This window comes from Ruminococcus turbiniformis, assembly GCF_020687545.1.
GTDB lineage: Bacteria > Bacillota > Clostridia > Lachnospirales > Lachnospiraceae > Mediterraneibacter > Mediterraneibacter turbiniformis.
This window is the reverse complement of the sequence record NZ_JAJEQX010000001.1, coordinates 1-21,922: the sequence shown is the minus strand read 5'-3', so window position 1 is coordinate 21,922 and position 21,922 is coordinate 1. Positions and strand designations below refer to the sequence as shown.

Annotated in this window: 20 protein-coding genes; 14 read left to right on the top strand and 6 right to left on the bottom strand. The window is 52.6% G+C overall.

From position 1 onward, the window contains the following. The first annotated feature begins 5 nt into the window (after positions 1–5). The 5 genes from LKD70_RS00100 to aroE all read left to right on the top strand — a co-directional run bounded on the left by LKD70_RS00100 (position 6) and on the right by aroE (position 5,857). Positions 6–1,931: an aldehyde ferredoxin oxidoreductase family protein gene (locus tag LKD70_RS00100; RefSeq protein ID WP_227706035.1), complete on the top strand. Its 1,926-nt coding sequence runs from the start codon at positions 6–8 to the stop codon at positions 1,929–1,931. Between the two features lie 4 nt (positions 1,932–1,935). Continuing rightward, positions 1,936–2,160, top strand: a complete 225-nt coding sequence (locus tag LKD70_RS00095; protein ID WP_227706034.1) for a MoaD/ThiS family protein — start codon at positions 1,936–1,938, stop codon at positions 2,158–2,160. Beyond that, positions 2,160–3,650, top strand: coding sequence for an iron-containing alcohol dehydrogenase (locus LKD70_RS00090; RefSeq protein WP_227706033.1), 1,491 nt, complete (start codon positions 2,160–2,162; stop codon positions 3,648–3,650). The genes LKD70_RS00095 and LKD70_RS00090 overlap by 1 nt, the downstream gene beginning before the upstream one ends. Before the next feature lie 80 nt (positions 3,651–3,730). Continuing rightward, positions 3,731–4,783: a choloylglycine hydrolase family protein gene (locus LKD70_RS00085; RefSeq protein ID WP_227706032.1), complete on the top strand. Its 1,053-nt coding sequence runs from the start codon at positions 3,731–3,733 to the stop codon at positions 4,781–4,783. Between the two features lie 201 nt (positions 4,784–4,984). Beyond that, positions 4,985–5,857, top strand: a complete 873-nt coding sequence (gene aroE / locus LKD70_RS00080; protein ID WP_227706031.1) for a shikimate dehydrogenase — start codon at positions 4,985–4,987, stop codon at positions 5,855–5,857. 69 nt (positions 5,858–5,926) lie between these two features. Here the strand turns inward: aroE and LKD70_RS00075 are convergent, their stop codons facing one another. From LKD70_RS00075 to LKD70_RS00055, 5 genes are all read right to left on the bottom strand, one after another. Further along, complete coding sequence (locus LKD70_RS00075) at positions 5,927–6,736, bottom strand: Cof-type HAD-IIB family hydrolase (RefSeq protein ID WP_227706030.1); 810 nt, start codon at positions 6,734–6,736, stop codon at positions 5,927–5,929. Between the two features lie 36 nt (positions 6,737–6,772). Then, positions 6,773–8,152 carry a UDP-N-acetylmuramoyl-tripeptide--D-alanyl-D-alanine ligase gene (locus LKD70_RS00070; protein WP_227706029.1) on the bottom strand — a complete coding sequence of 460 codons (1,380 nt, stop codon included), beginning with the start codon at positions 8,150–8,152 and terminating at the stop codon, positions 6,773–6,775. Between the two features lie 20 nt (positions 8,153–8,172). Beyond that, complete coding sequence (locus LKD70_RS00065; protein WP_227706028.1) at positions 8,173–9,228, bottom strand: D-alanine--D-alanine ligase family protein; 1,056 nt, start codon at positions 9,226–9,228, stop codon at positions 8,173–8,175. A gap of 34 nt (positions 9,229–9,262) precedes the next feature. Next, the gene (locus tag LKD70_RS00060) at positions 9,263–10,711 is read right to left on the bottom strand and encodes a nicotinate phosphoribosyltransferase (RefSeq protein ID WP_227706027.1); all 1,449 of its coding nucleotides are present in this window, start codon (positions 10,709–10,711) and stop codon (positions 9,263–9,265) included. Positions 10,712–10,934: 223 nt separating this feature from the next. Next, positions 10,935–11,669, bottom strand: coding sequence for a lysophospholipid acyltransferase family protein (locus tag LKD70_RS00055; RefSeq protein WP_227706026.1), 735 nt, complete (start codon positions 11,667–11,669; stop codon positions 10,935–10,937). A gap of 268 nt (positions 11,670–11,937) precedes the next feature. Here LKD70_RS00055 and LKD70_RS00050 point away from each other — a divergent pair, with 268 nt between their 5' ends. The 9 genes from LKD70_RS00050 (at position 11,938) to LKD70_RS00010 (ending at position 21,007) form a co-directional block, all read left to right on the top strand. Continuing rightward, positions 11,938–12,399, top strand: a complete 462-nt coding sequence (locus tag LKD70_RS00050) for a protease complex subunit PrcB family protein (protein WP_407690867.1) — start codon at positions 11,938–11,940, stop codon at positions 12,397–12,399. An 11-nt stretch (positions 12,400–12,410) separates the two neighbouring features. Next, entirely contained in the window at positions 12,411–13,970 is a 1,560-nt protein-coding gene (locus LKD70_RS00045; RefSeq protein ID WP_227706025.1) for a DUF3794 and LysM peptidoglycan-binding domain-containing protein, read from the top strand. Positions 13,971–14,034: 64 nt separating this feature from the next. Beyond that, positions 14,035–14,922, top strand: coding sequence for a 4-(cytidine 5'-diphospho)-2-C-methyl-D-erythritol kinase (gene ispE / locus LKD70_RS00040; protein ID WP_227706024.1), 888 nt, complete (start codon positions 14,035–14,037; stop codon positions 14,920–14,922). Then, entirely contained in the window at positions 14,912–15,589 is a 678-nt protein-coding gene (locus tag LKD70_RS00035; protein ID WP_227706023.1) for a GntR family transcriptional regulator, read from the top strand. The genes ispE and LKD70_RS00035 overlap by 11 nt, the downstream gene beginning before the upstream one ends. 96 nt (positions 15,590–15,685) lie before the next feature. Beyond that, complete coding sequence (spoIIR, locus tag LKD70_RS00030) at positions 15,686–16,318, top strand: stage II sporulation protein R (protein WP_227706022.1); 633 nt, start codon at positions 15,686–15,688, stop codon at positions 16,316–16,318. Positions 16,319–16,329: 11 nt separating this feature from the next. Then, a complete protein-coding gene (locus LKD70_RS00025) occupies positions 16,330–17,514 on the top strand; it encodes a cation diffusion facilitator family transporter (RefSeq protein WP_227706021.1) in 1,185 nt (394 codons plus the stop codon). Positions 17,515–17,521: 7 nt separating this feature from the next. Continuing rightward, on the top strand, positions 17,522–18,244 hold the full coding sequence (locus LKD70_RS00020) for an acyl-[acyl-carrier-protein] thioesterase (protein ID WP_227706020.1): 723 nt from the start codon (positions 17,522–17,524) through the stop codon (positions 18,242–18,244). 7 nt (positions 18,245–18,251) lie between these two features. Next, positions 18,252–19,196 (top strand): alpha/beta hydrolase, encoded by a 945-nt coding sequence (locus LKD70_RS00015; protein ID WP_227706019.1) that lies wholly within the window; start codon positions 18,252–18,254, stop codon positions 19,194–19,196. After that, the gene (locus LKD70_RS00010; protein ID WP_227706018.1) at positions 19,193–21,007 is read left to right on the top strand and encodes a DUF6320 domain-containing protein; all 1,815 of its coding nucleotides are present in this window, start codon (positions 19,193–19,195) and stop codon (positions 21,005–21,007) included. Before LKD70_RS00015 ends, LKD70_RS00010 begins: the two co-directional genes overlap by 4 nt. Before the next feature lie 15 nt (positions 21,008–21,022). On the opposite strand, the gene LKD70_RS00005 is transcribed toward LKD70_RS00010, so the two are convergent. Then, on the bottom strand, positions 21,023–21,922 hold a 900-nt coding region (locus tag LKD70_RS00005; RefSeq protein WP_407690866.1), incomplete at its 5' end, for an HAD family hydrolase.

Sequence of the window (21,922 nt, the reverse complement as noted above, 5' to 3'; positions counted from 1 at the left end):
AAGTCATGGCGACAGAATACGGCGGTTACATGGGAAAAGTTCTGAAAGTCAATCTGACGACCCGCGAGGTGTCAGAGTATCCGTTTTCCGATGAGGAGAGAAGGCTGTTTATCGGCGGAAAGACAATGGCAGCGAAAATACTCGGCGATCATCTGACCGGGAAGGAGAAGGCATTTTCGGAGGAGAATCTTCTTGTTGTCACGACCGGTCCGCTGACCGGTTCCGGAGCGCCGAGCTCCAGCCGCTTTAACATTTCCACGCTGTCGCCCCAGACGGGGTATATCACGTCGTCCAACTGCGGCGGTCATTTCGGCTATTATCTGAAGAAAGCCGGAATGGATGCGCTCATACTGACAGGAAGGTCTGAAAAGCCGATATGGATTGAGATCAACAATGACAAGGTGATTTTCCATGACGCGGACGACATCTGGGGAATGAAGACAGGAGCGACCCAGGAGGCGCTTGATGACAAACTGCGTATGAAAAACGGACGGGTGCGCAAGAATGGAAAGATCTGCATCGGTCCGGCGGGAGAAAATCTCGTGCTCTACTCCTGCATCGTCTCCAACGAGCGTGTCTCAGGGAGAGGCGGCACCGGGGCGGTTATGGGATGGATGCGCCTGAAGGCAGTCTGCGCGTCCGGAAATAAAGAAGTGCCCGTATATGACAAAGAGAAGATGGTCAGACATACGCAGAAGTGGTTCCGTTACCTTCGGAAGCATCCGCTGACAGGAAGCCAGCTCCCGAAGCTTGGCACGGCCGGACTTGTAAGTGCCATGCAGATGAAGCATATCCTTTCCACAAAGAATTATACATACGGACAGTATGATGAATTTGAGAAGGTGAGCGGGGAGGAACTGGCGGAGAAATACAATATTGTAAACAAAGGATGCCTCACATGTCCGATCCGCTGCGCCCGCACGGTGGAAGTGGACGGGCAGCAGGTGAAAGGGCCGGAGCTTGAGACACTTGTCCTTCTCGGCGGCGGAATTTTAAATGATAATCTGGAGTCCATCATGAAATGGAACTATGAGATGGATGAGCTGGGGCTGGATACGATTTCCTGCGCGAACACGATCTCCTATGCAATGGAGGCAAATGAGAAAGGACTGTGGGACAACGGGCTGAAGTTTTCTGAGACAGAACAGCTTTCCGAGCTCTTTGAGGACATTGCGTACCGGAGAGGTATCGGGGATGAACTGGCTCAGGGAAGCCGGCGCCTGGCGGACAAATACGGCGGAAAGGAGTTCGCTGTCCACGCAAAGGGCATGGAACTGGCAGCCTACGAGCCGAGAAAGGCAGTGGGGCTGGGACTTGGGTACGCCACGAGCAACCGGGGCGGCTGTCACTTAAACGGCGGATATCTTGTCATTCTGGAAGGGCTGGGGCTTTCCATGGATCAGACGACGTATCACAGCAAGGCGGATCTGACCATGCTGTTCCAGGATCTGATGGAAATGATCTCTGCCACCGGACAGTGTCTCTTTACGAGTTACGCCTTTTTCCCGACGCCGCTGATGAACCATCCGAACGCATGGTATACGAAGCTTGTGAATAAAGTGCTTCCGTACACCGGTCCGGCTGTGAGGATTATCAACAAATATCCGGAGATCGCCTGTTTCCACCTGCCGGTGTTCCACCACACGAAAGGCTTTGAATACACGACGGGGATGAAGATGACCTTTGGTCAGTATATCCGCTGCGGAGAGCGGGGATTTAACCTGGAGCGCGAGGTGAACCGCAGATTCGGCGTGAACGCCAACAAGGACGCACTGCCGAAAAAACTGACAGATACGCTGCAGGATCCGAACGATCCGAACTCGAAGGTTCCTCTTGAGAAACTGAAAAAAGTGTACTATCACGCGAGAGGCTGGAGTCAGGACGGACTGCCGACGAAGCGGCTTCTGAGAAAACTGAAGATCGGAGGGTGAGGCTGTGGTTACGGTGAAAATATACGGCGTGGCCCGGCTGAAGGCCGGTACCGGCGCCTTTGAGTGTGATGTGAAAAGTGTAGACGAAGTGTTAAACAGGATTCCGAATGTGACGAGGAAAGAGGCGAAAGACCTTGTGCTCCTTGTCAACGGGAAGCCTGCCGGCAGACACAGCCGTTTAAAAGACGGGGATGAAGTCGTGCTGCTGGCTCCGGCGGGAGGTGGCTGATGATGAAGAAGAAAAGAGAAGTGCCGTGGATTGACGAGGAGGCGTGTGCGGGATGTTCCGTCTGTGTGGAGAACTGCCCCATGGACTGTATCTCCATTGAACCGCCGAAATTCCACGGGGATATCCGGACGATTGCCCGGATTGATACGAAGAGGTGTATCGGATGCGGGATCTGTGCGAAAGCCTGTCCCATCCGTGCTGTTAAGATGAGGAGAGAAGGAAGAATGGAAACTGAGATGAAGACAAAGTGGAGCCCTAAAAAGGTATTCTGCCGGGGATTCCAGTACGGGATGAAATACGGGATGTGCGTCCTTCCGTGGGGAGTGCCGAAGGTGTTAAGAGGCGAAGGATGTGTGAAAAAGCTTCCCCGCTCGGTAAAGAGAAGGAATTTTAAAAAGGTACTCATTGTGACAGACGCCACGCTGATGAAGCTTGGTCTTCTCAACGGAATGCTTGACGCAATGAAGGAAGAAGAGCTGCCCTATGTGATTTACGACGGAGTGGCCCCGAATCCGACAGATGAAAATGTGGAGGAGGGCGTGAAGCTCTTTAAGGAGAACGGCTGTGACTGTATGATCGCGTTTGGAGGAGGATCTCCCATGGACTGCGCAAAGGGAATCGGAGCGCGTGTCGCAAGGCCGAAAAAGCCGGTGAAAAAGCTCCAGGGCCTGTTCCGGGTGCTGCGTCCCATTCCGATCATTTTTGCAGTACCGACGACAGCGGGAACCGGATCGGAGACGACGATTGCGGCGGTGATCACGGAGGCGGCGACGCACCACAAGGCGTCCATGAATGATCTCTGCCTGATGCCGAAATATGCGGTACTGGATCCGGAACTTACGAAAGGTCTTCCGCCTCATGTCACATCGACAACCGGGCTGGATGCGCTCTGTCATGCGGTTGAAGCTTACACAAACAACATGTACAACAGTAAGCTGGAAAAGGAGATGTGCAGAAAAGCCGTAAAACTGATTCATGACAATCTGTACCGCGCTTATACGGACGGAACGGATATGGAGGCACGGCAGAACATGCAGGAGGCGGCGTTCCTGGGCGGACGTGCCTTTACCCGCGGATCAGTCGGATATGTACATGCCATCGGCCACACGCTTGGCGGACTCTACGGCACACCGCACGGACTTGCTATGTCCATCCTTCTGCCTCATGTCATGAGAGCGTACGGGAAAGCGGTTTATACAAGACTTGCCGAACTGTGCGATGTGTGCGGCATTACGGCGGCAGACGAGAGCAAAGAGGCAAAGGCGGAGGCGTTTATCCGCTGGATCGAGGATATGAAGGAACAGATGAATATTCCGGAATATCCGGATATGATCAAAGAAGAGGATATCGACCAGATCGTGGAATGGGCGGAGAAGGAAGGCAATCCGCTCTATCCTGTGCCGGTGATCTGGAGCAGACAGGAATTTAAGACGTTTATTCTGTCGATTATGCCGAAAACGGAAACAGAGATGGAGACAGAGCCGGCTTAAGGAGGGAAAAACGTCAGCAGAAACAGCAGATGAGCAGAGGAAGCAGATAAGGGCGGCAGCCCGGAAATGGAGAAAAGGGTATGTGTACATGCATTACTTACAACAGTGGAGACTTTTATTTCGGGAGAAACCTGGATCTGGAGTATTCGTTCGGAGAGTGTGTTGTGATTACACCGCGCAGATTTCCCCTTCAATACCGCCACGGGAAACACTGCGGAGATGCCCACTATGCCATGATCGGTATGGCGGCGTCCGCAGGGCTTGAAGGCCCTCAGGCATTTCCCCTCTATGCGGAGGCGGTCAACGAGAAGGGGCTTTGCATGGCGGGCCTGAACTTTCCGGGAAATGCAGTGTATACGACGCCGGAGGAGGAGAAGGAGAATGTGGCGTCCTTTGAAATCATTGCCAGGATTCTCTCCTCCTGTGCTTCGGTGGACGAGGCAGACAGCCTGCTGGATCATATGAATATCACAGATACAGCGTTTGCCCCGGGGCTGCCGCCGGCGCCGCTTCACTGGATGCTGGCGGACCGGGAGCGGTGTATTGTGATTGAGCAGACAAAAGACGGACTGAAGCGGTATGACAACCCGTTCGGCGTGCTGACGAACAACCCGCCTTTTGAGTACCACCTCATGAACATGAACAATTATCTGAATCTGACGCCGGAGAATCCGAAAATGCGGTTTGTAAGAGAAGGAAAAACGGTACAGTCGGAAGACCGGCCGGAAGTAATGCCGGGAGACCAGACAGAAGCGCAGCCGGAAGTGCAGGACAGGCGGGAAATCCGGCTGGCGCCGTACTCTCAGGGGATGGGAGCGATCGGACTGCCGGGCGACTTCTCTTCTGCGTCCCGGTTTGTCCGCGCGGCATTTCTCCGCTGCAATTCTGTCAGCGGCCCGGAGGAGGACGCGAATGTGGCACAGTTTTTCCACATTCTGTCGAATGTGGCGATGGTGCGCGGAGCAGTGGTGACGGCGGAGGGAAAGTATGATATTACAACCTATTCCTGCTGTGTAAATGCAGATACGGGAACGTATTATTACAGAACGTATGATGACAGCCGGCTGCACTGTGTCAGAATGGACAGTGCAGATCTGGACGGAGACCGGCTGACAGCGGGAGGAATGGCGTGATGGCGGCAGGAATGGCGTGACAACGAAAAAAACGGTGTGACGGCGGAAGAAATGGCCTGGCAGCAGGGGGATGACGTGGAAGAAAGCTGCACATATTGACGCGTTAAAGTGTTGAAGTGAGAGCCTGACTGTGTTATACTGAACGAAGCAAAGCGGTGACATGTCCGCTTTTCCAGAAACAGACTCAGGAGGAAAGCAGAAATGGAAGCAAGAATTACAGGACACACAAGACTTTACGCGCTGATCGGATCCCCGGTAGGGCATTCAGGATCTCCGGCTATGTATAATTACAGTTTTGAGAAACTTGGGATTGACGCCGCTTATCTGGCGTTTGACGTGCCCCTTGAGAAGACGAAAGAGGCGGTGGATGCACTGAAGACGCTCAATGCGGGCGGATTCAACGTGACGATGCCGTGCAAGACGGCGGTGGCGGGTCTGGTGGACCGGCTTTCTCCGGCAGCCGAGCTGGTCGGCGCGTGCAACACGGTCGTTGTGGAAGAGGACGGCTCCCTGACCGGACATATTACGGACGGTGTGGGATTCGTGCGCAATTTAAAAGAGCACGGAGTGGAGATCAAGGGGCAGAAAATCGTGCTCCTGGGCACAGGCGGCGCTGCGACGGCGATCGCGGTGCAGGCGGCTCTCGACGGTGTGGAGGAGATCGCAATCTTCAACAGGAAAGACGAGTTCTACGCAAACGGGGAAAAGACGGTTGAGAAGATCAGAAAGGCGGTGCCGGGAATCGGGAAGGTCTGGATTGATGATCTGGACAACACCGAACTTCTCGGAGATGTGATCGCCCGGAGCGACGTCCTGATCAACGCGACCCGTGCGGGAATGAGCCCCATGGAGGACGTTACCCCGGTGCCCGCTGAGTTCCTTCGCCCGGAGCTTGCGGTGGCCGACGTAGTCTACAATCCGAAGGAGACACTCCTTGTCCGCAAAGCGAAAGAAGCGGGATGCCGTGCAGCCATCGGCGGAAGCGGAATGCTTCTCTGGCAGGGCGTGGAGGCGTTCCGGCTCTATACAGGACAGGAGATGCCTGTCAGGGAAGTGGAAGAGCGGTTCTTCTGATCACTGCTGATCATAGAAAAGCCACGGGCCTTTGTGCCGGCGGACGTGTGTCCGGCACAAAGGCCCGTTTTAACGCATAAAATGATTGATAACCTGAAGGATTCCGTCCTCATCATTAGAGGCAGTGATATAATCCGCAGAATCTTTAATCAGCGGCTGGGCGTTTCCCATGGCGACGCCCAGACCTGCATATTCGATCATGGTCAGATCATTGAATCCGTCCCCGCAGCAGATCATCTCTTCCGCAGTGAGCCCCATACTGTTCAGAAGCTTCTGAAGGGAGAGCGCTTTGTCGACATGCTGCGGCATAATTTCGAGAAAATACGGCTCAGACCGGTAGATGCTGAGGAGACCGTGATACTTCTCTTTCAGAATCGGGATCAGTTTTTCCAGAAGCTCAGGCTCACCGGCGCCAAGCAGTTTGTTGACCGGAAAATCAAGGGCGGCGGGGAAGTCATCTACAGAGATCACGTCCATTTTATTGATTCCCGACTCAATTTCCACATACTGATTCGGACAGATGCCGGAGAGAATGCAGGTATCTGTGTATGAGATGACATCCAGCCCGGGGAATTCTCTGAAATACTCCCAGATCGGACGGATCGTCTCGGGCGGAATCGTACGGTTATATATGAGTTCGCCGGTGGAACACTTTGTGATCCGGGCGCCGTTGAACGAGAGCATATATCCGCCGTACCGCTCCATGTGAAGCTGGGCGGCAAGCGGAGCGACCCCGTTGATAGGCCGGCCGCTTGCGAGCACAAGGATTTTTCCGGCTTCCTGGATCTCCATAAGCCCCTGCTTTGTCGCGGGAGTGATTTCTTTTCTGGAATTGGTCAGTGTGCCGTCCAGATCAAGCACAAGCATCTGATAGTTCATAGCAAAATTCCTTAATTTATATTGTTTCGCTGAGCCCTATTTTGTGAGTCGTTCCACAATTTCGGGAAATTCCATTCCGTGGGAGGCTTTGACGAGAATCGTGTCTTTTTCCTTTAATACATTCTCCATATCAGCGAAAAAGGCCGCCTTATCCGCATAGTGGCGGACGTCTGTCCCCAGGTGTTCCTTTTCCGCGGTTTCCCTCGCGCCCCGTGCGATCTCTTCTGCCAGAGCGCCAATGCAGATTACGGTATCAATTCCTGCCTGTGCAGCGTGGACTCCGGTATTGTAGTGCATCTCTTTTTCCTTATCTCCGAGTTCAAACATATCTCCGAGTATGGCGGCGGTTCTTGTGTCCGCACAGGCGAGAACGTCGAGGGATGCCTTCATGGATGCCGGATTGGCGTTGTAACAGTCGTCGATCACTGTGTAGCGGGAACCTTCGATCAGATTGTTGCGCCCGGCGATCGGTACGTTGGCCTCGATTCCTGCGGCGATCTGCTCATCCGTCATTCCGAGGGCATAGCCGACGGCGATTCCGGCAAGAGCGTTGTGGACCATATGGCTTCCGGGAATGCTGATGTGCGCCCGGAACCTGGAGGCTGGAGTGACAAATTCTGCGTCCGTTCCTTTTAATCCTCTGCTTACGATGTTTTCCGCGCGGAAAGCACAGGACTCATCCAGTCCGAACAGAACCGGACGGACTCCGTTTTCCGGTGTAAATCCGCGCAGTTTGTCATCGTCTCCGTTCAGGATGATTGTACCGCCGGGATTCATATAGGCAAACATCTCTGTCTTCGCCTTTAAGATCCCGTCTCTTGAACCGAGACTCTCGATATGCGCGACGCCGATGTTTGTGATCACACAGATGTCCGGGCGGGCAACTTTTGCAAGCCGCGTCATCTCTCCGAAGTGGCTGATCCCCATTTCCAGGACAGCGATCTCGTGTTCCTCTCTCAGGTTGAAGACCGTCAGAGGAAGGCCGATCTCATTGTTGAAGTTTCCTGCGGTTTTCAGAACACGGTACTTCTGGCCGAGCACGGAGGCAATCATCTCCTTTGTGCTCGTCTTCCCTACGCTTCCGGAGATGCCGACCACTTTGATATCAAGTGCTCTGCGGTAGTGCTCTGCAATGTCTTTGAGCGCCTGTTCGCAGGAGGAGACGAGGATATACGGGTATGGCGTGACGCCTAAGTCCTGCTCCGATACCGCGCAGAGCGCGCCTTTTTCCATCACCTGGGGGATGAATGTATGCCCGTCTACGCGGGCGCCCCTGATGGCGACGAACAGCCCGTCTTTTTCGATTTTCCGGCTGTCGATGACAACGCAGGAAACTTCTTTTCCCGCGGAGGCGTCATCGCCGTGGTATGTGCCGCCGCACGCAGCGGCGATCTCGCGAAGTGACATGTGTTTCATAGAAACGGTTCCTTTCTGCTTTATGAATATCTGGCTTCCAGTGACTTGCGGATGATGAGCTCACAGAGCTCACCGTATTCAATTCCAACGACTGCGGCCTCCTTCGGAAGAAGGCTGGCGGCTGTCATGCCGGGGAGGGTGTTCATCTCCAGACAGTAAAGGTTCCCTTCCGGATCCAGCAGAAAATCGGCGCGGCTGTACACATTGAGTTTCAGCGCGTGATAGGCTTTTGCTGTGAGTTCCATCATACGTTCAGCCGTCTCCTGAGGAATATCCGCAGGGCAGACTTCCTCTGTGGCGCCGTCCTGATATTTGTTCGCATAGTCGAAAAATCCGGCTTTCGGGATGATTTCGATGGGAGGAAGCGCCTCTCCGTCGATAATGCCGCAGGCAAATTCCCTTCCCTTGATATATGTCTCGATGACGACTTCATCCTCATAGCGGAAGGAGTTACTGAGCGCAGTCTCGTATTCCTCCTCTGTCTTTACGATATAGACTCCGATGCTGGAACCGCCCGAGCACGGCTTGATTACGACCGGGAGAGAAAGCCCGGTGGAAGCAAGAGCGTGATCGGGGCTGTTTTTGTGCAGGCACACGCCGGCTGGAGTATCGATTCCTGACTGCTGGAAAACCTGTTTTGTAAATCCTTTGTCCATCGCTACGGCGCAGCCGAGAGAATCAGGGCCTGTGTAGCGGATTCCGAGCAGATCAAACGTGGCCTGGAGTTTTCCGTTTTCGCCCTCGCCTCCGTGCAGACCGAGAAAAGTAATGTCCGCCAGGCGGCACAGGTCGATCACATTCGGTCCGAGGAAACACGGAGACTGATCTTTCCGGGAAGCCTTTACGGCCTCAAGATCCGGCTCTTCTGTGCCGATGTTTCCGGCGATCTCAAGTCCGTGGCCGGGGAGAGTGAATACATCCTCAAGATGTTCCGGAGGATTCTCAAGCCCGAGATAGACGTCGAGAAGATAGGCGTCGTGCCCTCTTTCAACGAGTGTTCTGCATATTCCTGCAGCCGAGACTAAAGAGACGTCTCTCTCTGTGCTTAGTCCCCCTGCCAGTACAATGATTTTCATAATAGTTTATACTCCTTTAATTTGACTTTTCTTTTCAGATGCTGACGCTGTTAAGCAGCGCAGTCTTTGTGTCGTAGAGTTTCTGTGAGAGATCCACGTACACTTTGTGCGGATTGAACAGACGTTTTGTCTCTTCCCAGAGCGTCTCCTTTTCCTGACGGCAGAATTCTGCGATCTCTGTCACGGAAGGAGACTGATATTTGCATTCGCCCCGGATAAATACCGGTTTTAAAATCTCTTTCATCGTGTATGTTCCGCCCTCGAGCCGGGTCTTCTTCCATGTGGCGTTGGGGTCAAAGAGAAGCAGATCCTGGGACGTGTCATACTCTTCGCCGACAAAGCAGATGAGATCCGCGCGGATCTTTCCGGTCTCTTTGTCGTAGATGCGGTATATCGTCTTGTTTCCGGGATTGGTGATCTTCTCCACATTTTCCGAGATCTTGATCTTCGGAACGAACTCTCCTTTTTCGTTCTGGATTGCCGCCAGTTTATATACGCCCCCGAATGACGGGCAGTCTTTGGACGTAATCAGGTTCGTGCCGACACCCCAGGATGTGATCTCGGCGCCCTGAATCTTCAGGTCATTGATCAGAAATTCGTCCAGGTCGTTTGACGCGGCGATTACAGCGTCGGTAAATCCTGCGTCATCGAGCATTTTCCTGGCTTTTTTGGAGAGGTATGCAAGGTCGCCCGAGTCGAGACGTATGCCGTAGCTCTTCGGATGGATTCCAGCCTCGCGCATCTCAGTAAACACACGAATGGCGTTCGGAACGCCGGATTTCAGCGTGTCGTAAGTGTCTACGAGAAGGGTACATGCATCCGGATAAAGACGGGCGTATTCCTTAAACGCGGTGTATTCGTCCTTGAAACTCATAATCCAGCTGTGGGCGTGAGTTCCGAGGACCGGTACGTCAAACATCTCGCCGGCAAGAACATTGGAAGTGCCGACGCATCCTCCGATGATCGCGGCTCTCGCACCGTAAAGTCCGGCATCCGGACCCTGAGCGCGCCGCAGTCCGAATTCCATGACGCCGTTTCCCTGTGCGGCATGTACAACCCGGGACGCTTTCGTGGCGATCAGACACTGATGGTTGATGATTGTCAGGATCGCAGTCTCTACAAGCTGTGCCTCCATAATAGGCGCGACAACTTTGATCAGCGGTTCTCTCGGAAAGATCACGCTTCCCTCCGGGATCGCGTAAATATCTCCGCTGAAATGGAATCCGCTTAAATAATGAAGAAAATCTTCGCTGAAGATTCCCAGGCCTCTTAAATAATCTACATCTTCATAGGAAAAATTCAGGTTTTTGATATAATCTATGACCTGATCCAGTCCGGCCATGATGGAATATCCGCCTTTGTTCGGATTCTCGCGGAAAAACATGTCAAAGATAACCGTCTCATTCTCCTGTGTTTCAAAATAGCCCTGCATCATGGTCAGTTCATACAGATCTGTCAGCAGGGTGAGATTCTGTGCGCTCATAACTGTTCCCTCTTTTCATTTGCCAGCGGCGCCGGAATGCGGCTCCGGGGTGTGATTTTCTTTTCGATTATAGCACAAGAAGGGGGAATGTTCCATATTTTGTTTAAAATGCGGCTCTGCCCGCAGATAACGGCCGGTCGTGCTGCTGAAAAGGCAAAAAAGTGCTGCCATTCTAAAAAATAGAGAGGCAGCACTTCTGTACAATGAAAAAATATAAAGTTTTTTAAACCAGTTCGGCATTCTTTTTTATCGTTTCCTGAATGATGTTGTGCACGTAATCTCCAATATGCTTCTTTGTCTCTTTGTCGAGCTGATCCGGGTAGATCGGTTTTCCGTACTCGATAACCACATGAGTCTTTTTTACCCACGGCATATGGCTCTCAAAGATTTCCGCCGTGTTGTTCATGGAGACCGGGATAATCGCGCATCCGGTTTTGGTTGCGATTTTAAACGCGCCGTCTTTGAAGGGAAGCATGGTGAGCTCATCCCCTTTGTTGCGCGTTCCTTCGGGGAAGATACAGATCGAGATGCCGTTTTTGATATCTTCGATCGCCTCAAGGATTGTCTTGAGTCCTTCTTTCGGATTGGAACGGTCAAGGAAGAGACAGTGGAGGCGTTTCATCCATGTAGTGAGTGTCAGGTAGCGCTCCATCTCTTTTTTCGCCACATAGCCGGTGAGCCGGCGGCATCTGCTGTAAGTCAGAAGAATGTCAAAATAGCTTCTGTGGTTCCCGATATACAGAACCGGTTCGTCGGGGACGTTCTCTTCGCCGATAACAGTCGCTTTTACTCCGGCCATTTTCATAATCAGCCGGAACGCCCACTGCACGATGCGGAGGGAACTGATGTCACGGGCATAGGGGTTGAATTTTCCGATGACCCATTCCACTGCGAGAACGGGGATCGTCAGGGTAAGGTAAAGTGCAAGAAAAATCACAATACATACGAATCGAATCATATAAAAACCTCATTTTCTCTGTATTTTTCTGTTTCAGTGCCGGATGTTCCCTGCGTGTTCAGAGACGGCCGCACTGATGCGTCCGTATTCTGTGCCTGTACCGCAGAGCGGCATCCTCGTAAATTATACAGCGGCGGTATATAAAATACAAGCACAAGCCGAAAGAATAAAGAGACAGAGGCAACGAGAGCAGACCGGAAAAAGAGAAGAGAATAAAGAGGCAGGGGATGACATATGATTATAGGGAAATATGCAGCGGAGACAGGATATGAACCGGAGGCAGTATGGGAAACGGAAGCTGTGTGCAAACCGAAAAGGGCATGCAAACCGGAATATGGCGGTGATGCTGATTCTGGCAATAGTGTTTCTTGTATCCGGATGCGTCACCCGGCACGGGGATACACAGAAAATCAGAGATATTGAGTTTACGGTGCTTGAGAGAGAGACGGCGCCGGAGGAGCTGAACCGGCTCATCGGGGAGAAGAAGACCGGGGCGTTTCGTCTGACTTATGCGGATCAGGGGAAACTTTACATCGCCGAGGGATATGGAGCGCAGCCGACGACCGGGTACAGCGTGGAAGTGGAAGAGCTGTACGAGACAGCGGATGCGGTTTATATACATACGACCCTTCTTGGACCCGAGAAGGGGGAGGAGACGAAAGAGATCGCCACGTATCCTTATGTGGTCGTGCAGATGGAATTTATTGAGAAAGACGTCTTGTTTGATTGAGGAGGAGCGCAATGGAGCTGATCAGAAAACCGATTCATTACACACAGGAAGGAAAGAGCATTTTCGACCAGTTTTATCTGGACGAAGACTATAATGTGCCGGATCAGAAAGAAGATGTGGGGAGAATTGTCCAGGGAAGCGCCAGACTTCGCGCTGAGGAGATTCGCCCGATAGAGAACTATATTAAGATTACGGGAAAGGTGTACTTTACGATCCTGTATATGACTGACTCAGGCGATCCCCGTCCGGCGGCTCTGGAGGGCTCGGTTCCGTTTGAAGAGATGGTGTATGCGGAGAGCGACGGCAATGAGACATTCTTTCTCAGCAACGTCAGGACCGAGTTCAGTGTCTCTGTTGTCAATTCGCGGAAGCTTACGTTAAGAATCACGGCGGAGGCGGAGATCGGGAGGGAGAGCTTAAGAGACGAAAGGCTGACCGAAGATGTGGACAGTGAGACCCCGCTCTGCCGGAAGAAGGAGAAGATGAACCTGCTGAAACTGGCTGTCTCGAGAAAGGATACATACCGGATCAGAGAAGAGATTAATCTGCCGGGGACAAAGGAGAGCATCGGCCAGCTTCTGTTTAAAGACATGGATATCCGCAGACTTGATATCAGGATGGGGACGGATGAAGTTCTGATCCGGGGAGAGCTGCTTGTCTTCTGTATGTACCTGTCCGCGGAGGAGAAGGCGGACTGGATCGAGCAGAGCATCCCGTTTGAAGGTTCAATTTCGTGCGAAGGTGCGAACGAAAACATGTATTACCATATCCGGCACGAACTGGAGGACCCGATTCTCGATATCCGGCTTGACGAGGACGGGGAGATGCGCGTTCTGGGTGTGGAAGCCGCGCTTTCCCTCGGGATGAACCTCTATGAAGAGGAAGAGACTGAGATTTTAACCGATATGTATTCTCTGGAACAGGAGTGCGCATTTGATACAGAGGATACGGTGCTTGAAGAGCTGCTCATGCAGAATCAGTCCAGATGCAGAATTGTGGAGCGGCTGGCCCTGCCGGAATTAAAAGACGACGTTCTGCAGATCATACACAGCACCGGAAGTATTCAGACGGAGAGCGAGCAGCGGACGGAAGAAGGGATTCGCGTCGAGGGGATTCTTCATCTGTCATTTCTCTATTTAAGAGGAAACGACGCGGAGCCGTACGGGAGCTGGCAGGGGATTATGCCGTTTTCCTATCTGATCGAGTTTCAGGATATGCCGGAGAATACGGCGGACAGTCTCACAAGCCATGTAGAGCAGATGAGCGTCGCCCTGGCGGGCAGCGAGGCAGTGGAGATCAAGGCCGTGCTGGCGTTCGATGTATTTCTGCGCAGGCTTGTGCCGGTGAATGTGATTACGGATGTAAGGCTCCAGCCGCTTGACGCGGAGGCGTTATCCCAGCGGCCGGGAATCGTGGGGCATATCGTACAGCCGGGAGAGGATCTGTGGTCGCTTGCGAAGAAATATCTGACGACAGAGGAGGGAATTATGGAAGTAAACGGGCTTGAGAGCGAGAAGATCAGCCAGGGGGATAAACTGTTGATTTTTAAAGAGAATATGAGTATACTATAGGCATAATGTATACAAGATACAGAAAGTATGGAAGAAGGTACAGAAAGGAGTTGTACAGCAGAGGATGAATCAGATTGAACTGAGAGCACTGGCAAAGATCAATCTGGGGCTGGACGTACTGGGGAAAAGAGAAAACGGGTATCACGACGTGCGGATGGTGATGCAGTCGATCTACCTGTATGACGATGTAAAGATTGAGAAGACGGCGGAGCCGGGAATCTCTCTTGTGACCAATCTCGGATTCCTTCCTACCGGGGAGGGAAATCTTGCCTACAGGGCGGCAAAGCTTCTGATGGACGAATTTGAAATTGAGGAGGGCGTAAAGATCTCTCTGAATAAACACATCCCTGTTGCGGCGGGGCTCGCCGGAGGGAGTTCCAACGCGGCGGCCGTTCTGTTTGGAATAAACCGGATCTTCCGGCTCGGATTGTCCCAGAAGGAACTGATGGAGCGCGGCGTGTCGCTGGGAGCTGACGTGCCCTACTGCATTATGAGAGGGACTGTCCTGGCGGAAGGGATCGGAGAGGAGTTAAGCGTGCTGCCGCCCATGCCGAAATGCACGGTCCTCATTGCGAAGCCTCCGGTAAGCGTATCCACGAAAGTTGTCTACGAGGCGCTTGATGCAAAGGAGATCGCAGTTCATCCGGATATCGACGGAATCATAGACGGGCTGAAGAAAAAGAGCCTGAAGGATGTGGCGGCATGTATGGGAAATGTTCTTGAGGATGTGACCATACCGATGCATCCCGTGATCGAGGACATCAAAAATGAGATGAAGGCATCCGGTGCCTTAAACGCCATGATGAGCGGAAGCGGCCCTACGGTGTTCGGCCTCTTTGAGAGCCGGGCGGCAGCCAGGGAGGCACAGAGGCGCATCAGAGAAAAATCGCTGACCAGACAGGTCTATGTGACGAGTATACACAGTGTGAGGAGGAATCAGAATGCCGATTGATTTTGAAGTTACAATGAACGAGTACCTTCCCCTTCGGGATGTGGTGTTCAACACACTGCGCCGGGCGATCTTAAGAGGAGAGTTAAAACCCGGCGAGAGACTGATGGAGATTCAGCTTGCAAACAAGCTGGGCGTGAGCAGGACGCCGATCCGGGAGGCGATCCGCAAGCTGGAACTTGAGGGGCTCGTGCTGATGATTCCGAGAAAGGGAGCGGAGGTCGCTGAGATCACGGAGAAGAATTTAAGAGATGTGCTGGAAGTGCGCTGCGCTCTGGAAGAGCTGGCGGTGCAGCTGGCATGTGACCGGATCGACAAGGCGGGGATTCTTGAACTGCACGCTGCTGCGGACCGGTTTAAGGGAAGACTTGACAGCGATGATATCACGCAGATCGCCGAGGCGGATGAAGCGTTTCACGACGTTATTTTCAAAGCGACCGGGAATGACAGGCTGATCCAGCTTCTCAACAATCTGCGTGAGCAGATGTACCGTTACCGGATTGAGTACCTGAAAAAAAGAGAGTGCCATCCCCAGCTTCTGAAAGAACATGCGACGATTATTAAATCGATTGAGGAGCATGACAAGGACAGCGCGACGCAGATCACAAGCCAGCATATCAACAATCAGGTGACCACCGTGGTCGGCACGCTTAAACACAGAGAAGAATAAATTCAGCTGTATAATTTGAAAGAATCTGTCCACACTCCATATATCACAGCTTTGAGTGAAAGTATGAAAAAGCATTGAGATATGGAGGGACTACATATGTCGGAACAGAAAAGAACATCAGGAAAAATGACCGCTGCCGCGATGCTTTTTGCGGCGGCTTTCGCACTTGCCGTCACACTGTCTGTATGCGGAAGAGCGGCCGCGGCCGCGCAGGCCCGGCTTCAGGAACATCTGGCGCAGGAGGTCCTGCGGTTTCACGTGCTGGCGAACAGTGACAGCGAGGAGGACCAGGAAGTGAAGTTAAAGGTCCGGGACGCGGTGCTCGCCTATCTTGAGGAGAATATGCCGGAAGAATACAGTGTCCGTCAGACCGAAGACTGGGTCAGAGCTCATATCGATAAGATCGAAGAGACGGGGCGGCAGGCGCTTCTGGCAGCGGGATCTGACGACACGCTCTGCGCCGCCGTGACGACCTGCTGGTTTCCGGACAGGACGTACGGCGATCTTACATTTCCTGCGGGAAACTATGAAGCTCTGAGAGTGGAGATCGGGTCTGCCGGCGGGCATAACTGGTGGTGCGTTCTGTATCCGTCGCTCTGCTTTCTTGATACGGCGCAGGCAGTGATGCCGGATGAAGGGAAACAGAAATTAAAAAACGTTTTGACGGAAGAGGAGTATTCAGAGATAACAGCAGCATCTGATTTTAAGATCGGCTGGTATTTCTGGTGAGTAGAATAGCCATGACAGAATTTTTGGTAAGACATTTCATAAAAGACTATAAAGACGTGGAGAAGATATCCGTGCGTACAGCATACGGAGTGCTGGCGAGCATTGTGGGTATCTTCTGCAATGTCTTTTTATTTGCGGTGAAATTTGCGGTCGGACTCATCCTTCACAGTGTATCCGTTACTGCGGACGCCTTCAATAATCTCTCCGACGCAGGTTCATCTGTCATAAGCTTTGTGGGAGTGAAGATGGCGGAGAAGCCGGCTGACAGGGATCACCCGTTCGGGCACGGAAGAATTGAGTACATAGCGGCCCTTGTTGTGGCGTTTATCGTGCTTGAAGTCGGATTTACTTTTTTAAAAGATTCCATAGGAAAGATACGCAATCCGGAGGAGATCAACTTCCAGGCGGTTTCCGTCGTTATTCTTCTTCTTTCCATTGCTGTGAAGCTGTGGCTCGGACTGTTTAACAGAAAACTCGGGGAGAGGATCGACTCCAAAGTGATGCAGGCGGTGTTCGCTGACTCCATGGGTGATGTGATTACCACGGGCGCCACGATTGTCTCTATCGTTTTCTTTGCGGTCACAGGGATCAACATCGACGGCTTCGTGGGAGCCGGGGTTGCCCTTGTCGTCATGTGGGCGGGATTCAGCATTGCGAAAGATACGCTGGAGCCCCTTATCGGGGAGGCGATTGACCCGGAAGTCTACGACCGGATCAAGCATTTTGTGGAAAGCTATGACGGCATCGAGGGAACGCACGACCTGATTGTCCACAACTACGGGCCGGGCAGAAGCATGGCATCCATCCACGCGGAAGTGCCGAATGATGTGGATATTGAGGAGTCGCACGAGGTAATCGACCGGATCGAGAGAGAGGCGTCAAAGGAGCTGGGACTTTTTCTCGTTATCCACATGGATCCGGTGGAGATGCGGGATGAGAAGGTGCTCCGTATCCGCGAGAAGGCGGTGGAGATCCTGAATAAGACGGATCCGTTGTGCAGCCTCCACGATTTCCGTGTCGTGCGCGGGGAGAAGCAGATCAATCTGATCTTTGACATGGTTATCCCGATCGAGTACGGCGAAGAGAGGAAAAATGACCTGATCCGGCAGATGGAAGAGCAGCTTGAGGCAGAGGATTCCAGATATAAATGCGTGATTACGGTGGACTATGACTATAAGGCAAAGACTGAGGAGTGAAGATACGATGAATCAAAACAGGAAGAACAGTTATGAATTCAGCGGAAGAGTGCGGTACAGCGAGATTGACCACAGGGGAACCATGACGCTGCCCGCGCTGATCAATTATTTTCAGGACTGCAGCATCTTTCAGTCAGAGGAGCTTGGCCTCGGGACAGAACGGCTGAAAAAGGAACAGAGGGCATGGGTGCTGTCCTACTGGCAGATTATTGTGGACCGGTATCCGGAACTCTGCGAAGAGGTTACGGCCGGAACCTTTGCCACAGAGTTCAAGGGACTCTACGGCTATCGGAATTTCTATATGAAAGACCGGTTTGGGAAGATTACGGCGCGTGCAAATTCGATCTGGGTGTTCATGGACCTGGCAAAAGGAAGACCGGTGCGCCCGGAGGCGGAGCATATTGAGCCGTACGGAACATCCGAACCGCTGGACATGCCGTACGAGGACAGGAAGATCGTGCTCCCGGGAGCGTGTACGGAACTGGAACCATTCCCGGTGCGCCGATACCATATCGACACGAATGAGCATGTGAACAACAGCCAGTATGTACAGATGGCGATGGAGATGCTGCCGGGGGATACGGCGATCCGGCAGGTGAGAGTCGATTATAAAAAATCTGCTGTGCTGGGGGATATGATCTTCCCGAGAATTGCAAAAGAAGAAAACCGGACGGTGACGGAGCTGTGCGATGCTTCCGGAAAACCGTACGCGGTTGTGGAGATAAAGTGAGGACAATATGACAAAAGCCATGAGAGCGCTTCTTACGGCCCTTTCCTTCGGAAATATTGATGTAGAATCCGCCCGGAGGATCGCGGATCTTAAGAAGCTGGACCCCATGAGAATTTTTCTGAAGAAACTGGATATTGAGATATACAACGGAGACTATAAAGTTCCGGTCAGACTCTATTTCCCCGATGAGCGGTCTATGGAAGACGACCGGCCGGGACTTTCCGTCATCCTTTTCTTTCACGGAGGAGGCTGGACGACAGAGAGCGTGGAGACATATGACCGGGTGTGCGCGCGGATGGCCCAGTCCACCGGACAGACTGTCGTCTCCGTAGAGTACCGGCTTGCCCCGGAGCATCGGTTCCCCACAGGTTTCGAGGACTGCTATGCGGCGGCAAGAGCCATGTTCGCGGGCCATATTCTTCCTGAGACAGATCCGGAGAGAATTACGGTTATGGGCGACAGTGCGGGCGGAAACCTTGCGGCGGCTGTATGCATGCGGGCCAGAGATACAAAGGATTTTTCGCCCAGAAGGCAGATCCTGATTTATCCGGCTCTGAACAACTGCTATACAGAGGAATCGCCATATGAATCTGTCAGGACAAATGGGACAGGCTATATTCTGACAAGTGTGAAGATGGAAGACTATGTGAAACTTTATGAGAGGACGCCGGCCGATCGGGAAAACCCGTATTTCGCCCCGCTTATGGCAGAAAACTTTTCCGGGCTGCCGGATACGCTCATTCTTACGGCTGAGCTGGACCCTCTGCGGGATGAGGGAGAGGAATACGGGCGGAGGATGAAAGATGCAGGATGCAGGGTGCATGTTGAGCGGATCAGAGGCGCGCTGCACGGATATTTCGCCCTTGGAATCCAGCATCTGTACGTGCAGGAGAGTTTTGAGCATATTAACCGGTTTCTGCAGATCGAAGCGGGAGGCGTAAAAGAAAAGTGAAAGAGAAAAAACGCAGGCGATGGAGAAAGCTGGATAATGCAGCCCAGGCATTTCCGGCTGCCACTGGGAAAAAGGACACGAGGGTATTCCGGTTTTACTGTCTTCTCACCGAGGATGTGCAGGAGGAGATTCTGAATCGTGCTCTGGAGCGGACACTTGAGAAATACCCTCTCTTTCTCTCTGTCTTAAGAAAGGGAGTATTCTGGTTTTATCTTGAGCCGAGAAACCTAAAGGCGGAAGTCCGGGCAGAAGACCGGCCGCCGTGCAGCAGAATCTATGTTCCGGATCACAAGAAACTGCTTTTTGAAGTTTCCTACTACGGAAGAAGGATTAATTTTGAAGTGTTTCATGCCCTGACGGACGGAACGGGAGCTATGATCTTTTTAAAAGAACTTGTGAGAAACTATCTGACGGAAACGCATCCGGAAAAGTGCTTTCCTGAACTGGTGGACGACGGCGGGCTGACCGACAGCGACTATGAGGAGGACAGTTTCTCACAGTATTATACAGGCAGAAAGAACGGGGAAGGGAAAAAATCCCGTCCTGCGTTTCAGCTTCGCGGAGACCGGCTGGAGCAGTCAGAGATGGAGATCACTGAGATGCTTCTTTCTGCGTCGGATGTGCACCGGAAAGCGAAAAATCACGGAGTGTCCGTGACCGCATATCTGGCGGCAGTGTTTCTCTTTGCGCTCTATAAGGAAGTGCCCAGAAGCAGACTGAAAAGGCCCGGGACGCTTATGATTCCGGTGAACCTGAGAAATTTCTTCCCGTCGGAATCTATGACGAATTTCTGGAGCTGGATTGAGGCATCCTGCAATTTTGGAGAAAATACAAAGTTTCCCGATGTGATAGAAGAAATGAAAAAGACATTTGACAAGAGTGCGATTCACAGCGAGATTTCGAACCGGATGAACAGCCTTGTGAGGCTTGAGAAAAACCCGTTTTTAAGGGCGGTTCCCCTTGAGATTAAAAATCTCTTTCTGCTTGCAGGGACTACGCTGGGCGGGCGCAGCGTGACCGGGGTCTACTCCAATATCGGACAGATCCGTATGCCGGAGGAATATGAGCCGCACATAGAGAGATTCGGATTTTTTGCCAGTACGGACAAGATCCAGATGTGTTCCTGCTCTTACCGGGATACGCTTGTGCTCGGACTTACATCGAAGATTGCAGGTTCCGGCGTGATGAGAAACTTCGTGCAAATACTCCGGGAAGAAGGGATTGACTGCCGTGAAGTGGAGAACGATTTCCCGGGATACAGCCGGAAGCCGTCCCGGACCGCCCTGACTGGTCTTCGGATTTTCTCTTTTACATGTACTGCGGCAGTGATAATCTGCTGGATGCTGAACTACCTTCTGACACCGGGACAGTGGTGGGCCGGCTATGCGACGGCAGGTATTTTCTGCACATGGCTTCTTATCATGGTCGGGTTCAAAAAGCGAAAGAACCCTTTGAAAAACGGAATGTGGCAGCTTATGATCGTATCAGTGGGTTCTGTCCTGTGGGATGTGTTTACCGGCTGGCAGGGCTGGTCGGCAGACTACGTCATTCCCCTGGCCGCCCTGGTAAACCTGTTTTCCATGGTGATTATATCTGCGGTGTGCCGGCTGGAGGATGCGGAGTACCTGTTTTATCTTGTGCAGGCCGGAGTGTGCGGACTGATTCCGTTTATCCTTCTGGCAGCCGGAGCTGCGGACGCACGGCTCCCGTCGATTCTCTGCTCCGGGATCAGCCTTCTCTTCCTGGCGGGGATTGTGATTTTCCGGTGGAAGGATCTGAAAAGGGAAGTGCAGAAAAAGTTTCGCGTATAGCACGTACAGCGCTTGTCAGGAGCGCTGCGAAGCGGGGACAAAAGGCTGCTTTTTCAGCAGTTCCTCGAGCACTTCCTCCACATTGCCTGTGACGTGCGCTGCATGGGCGGAGATGCCGGGAGCGCCGGTGGACATGGCGTAGCTTTCTCCGGCGAGTTCCAGCATCTCCACATCATTGTACTGATCGCCGAAGACCATACATTCTTCAGGAGAGACGCTGAAAAGGTCGAGCAGATCCTGAAGTGCGGTCCCCTTGTTGTGGTCGGGCACGACAAAGTCGATCCATATGTTTCCGGATGTCACGACCTTGATCTCAGAGGAGAACAGTGTCTGAAGATGTTTCAGAAACTCATGGAAAGAGGGAAACTCCCGGGAAGAGTCCGGGACAGTCCTTCCGGAGCCGAAGGCAGTCATATCGGCGACAGCGAGCTTGAGGAAGGGGCCGTCCGCCTTTGTTACGTCGTCGACGATCTGCGTCTTATATCTGAGTACATTTCTGACATGGTTTTCAAACTCCGGATTTTTCCCTTCGATAAGACAGGTGTCCTCCCTGGAGACGAGAATTTCATAGCCGGGTCTTTTTTTCAGCTCCCGCATGATGCGGTATGCAAGGGTGTCCGGAATGATTCCGCGGGAGATGACTTTTCCCCGGTGGATGCAGAGGGAACCGTTCTCTGCGATGTATGAGATCCTGTCCTCAAGACCTGAAAAGAGCAGGCGTTCATTTGCGTATTGTCTGCCGCTTGCAGCGGCGAAATGGATTCCGCTGTCTATGACTCTGCGGATAAGATCCAGGGTTTCGGGGGCCAGGCTTTGGGCTCCGTTTCTGAGCAGCGTTCCGTCCAGATCACTTGCGATCAGCTTTATCATCGTTTTTCCTCCATCGTGTGTGGGATATTTCCCCAGAATTATATC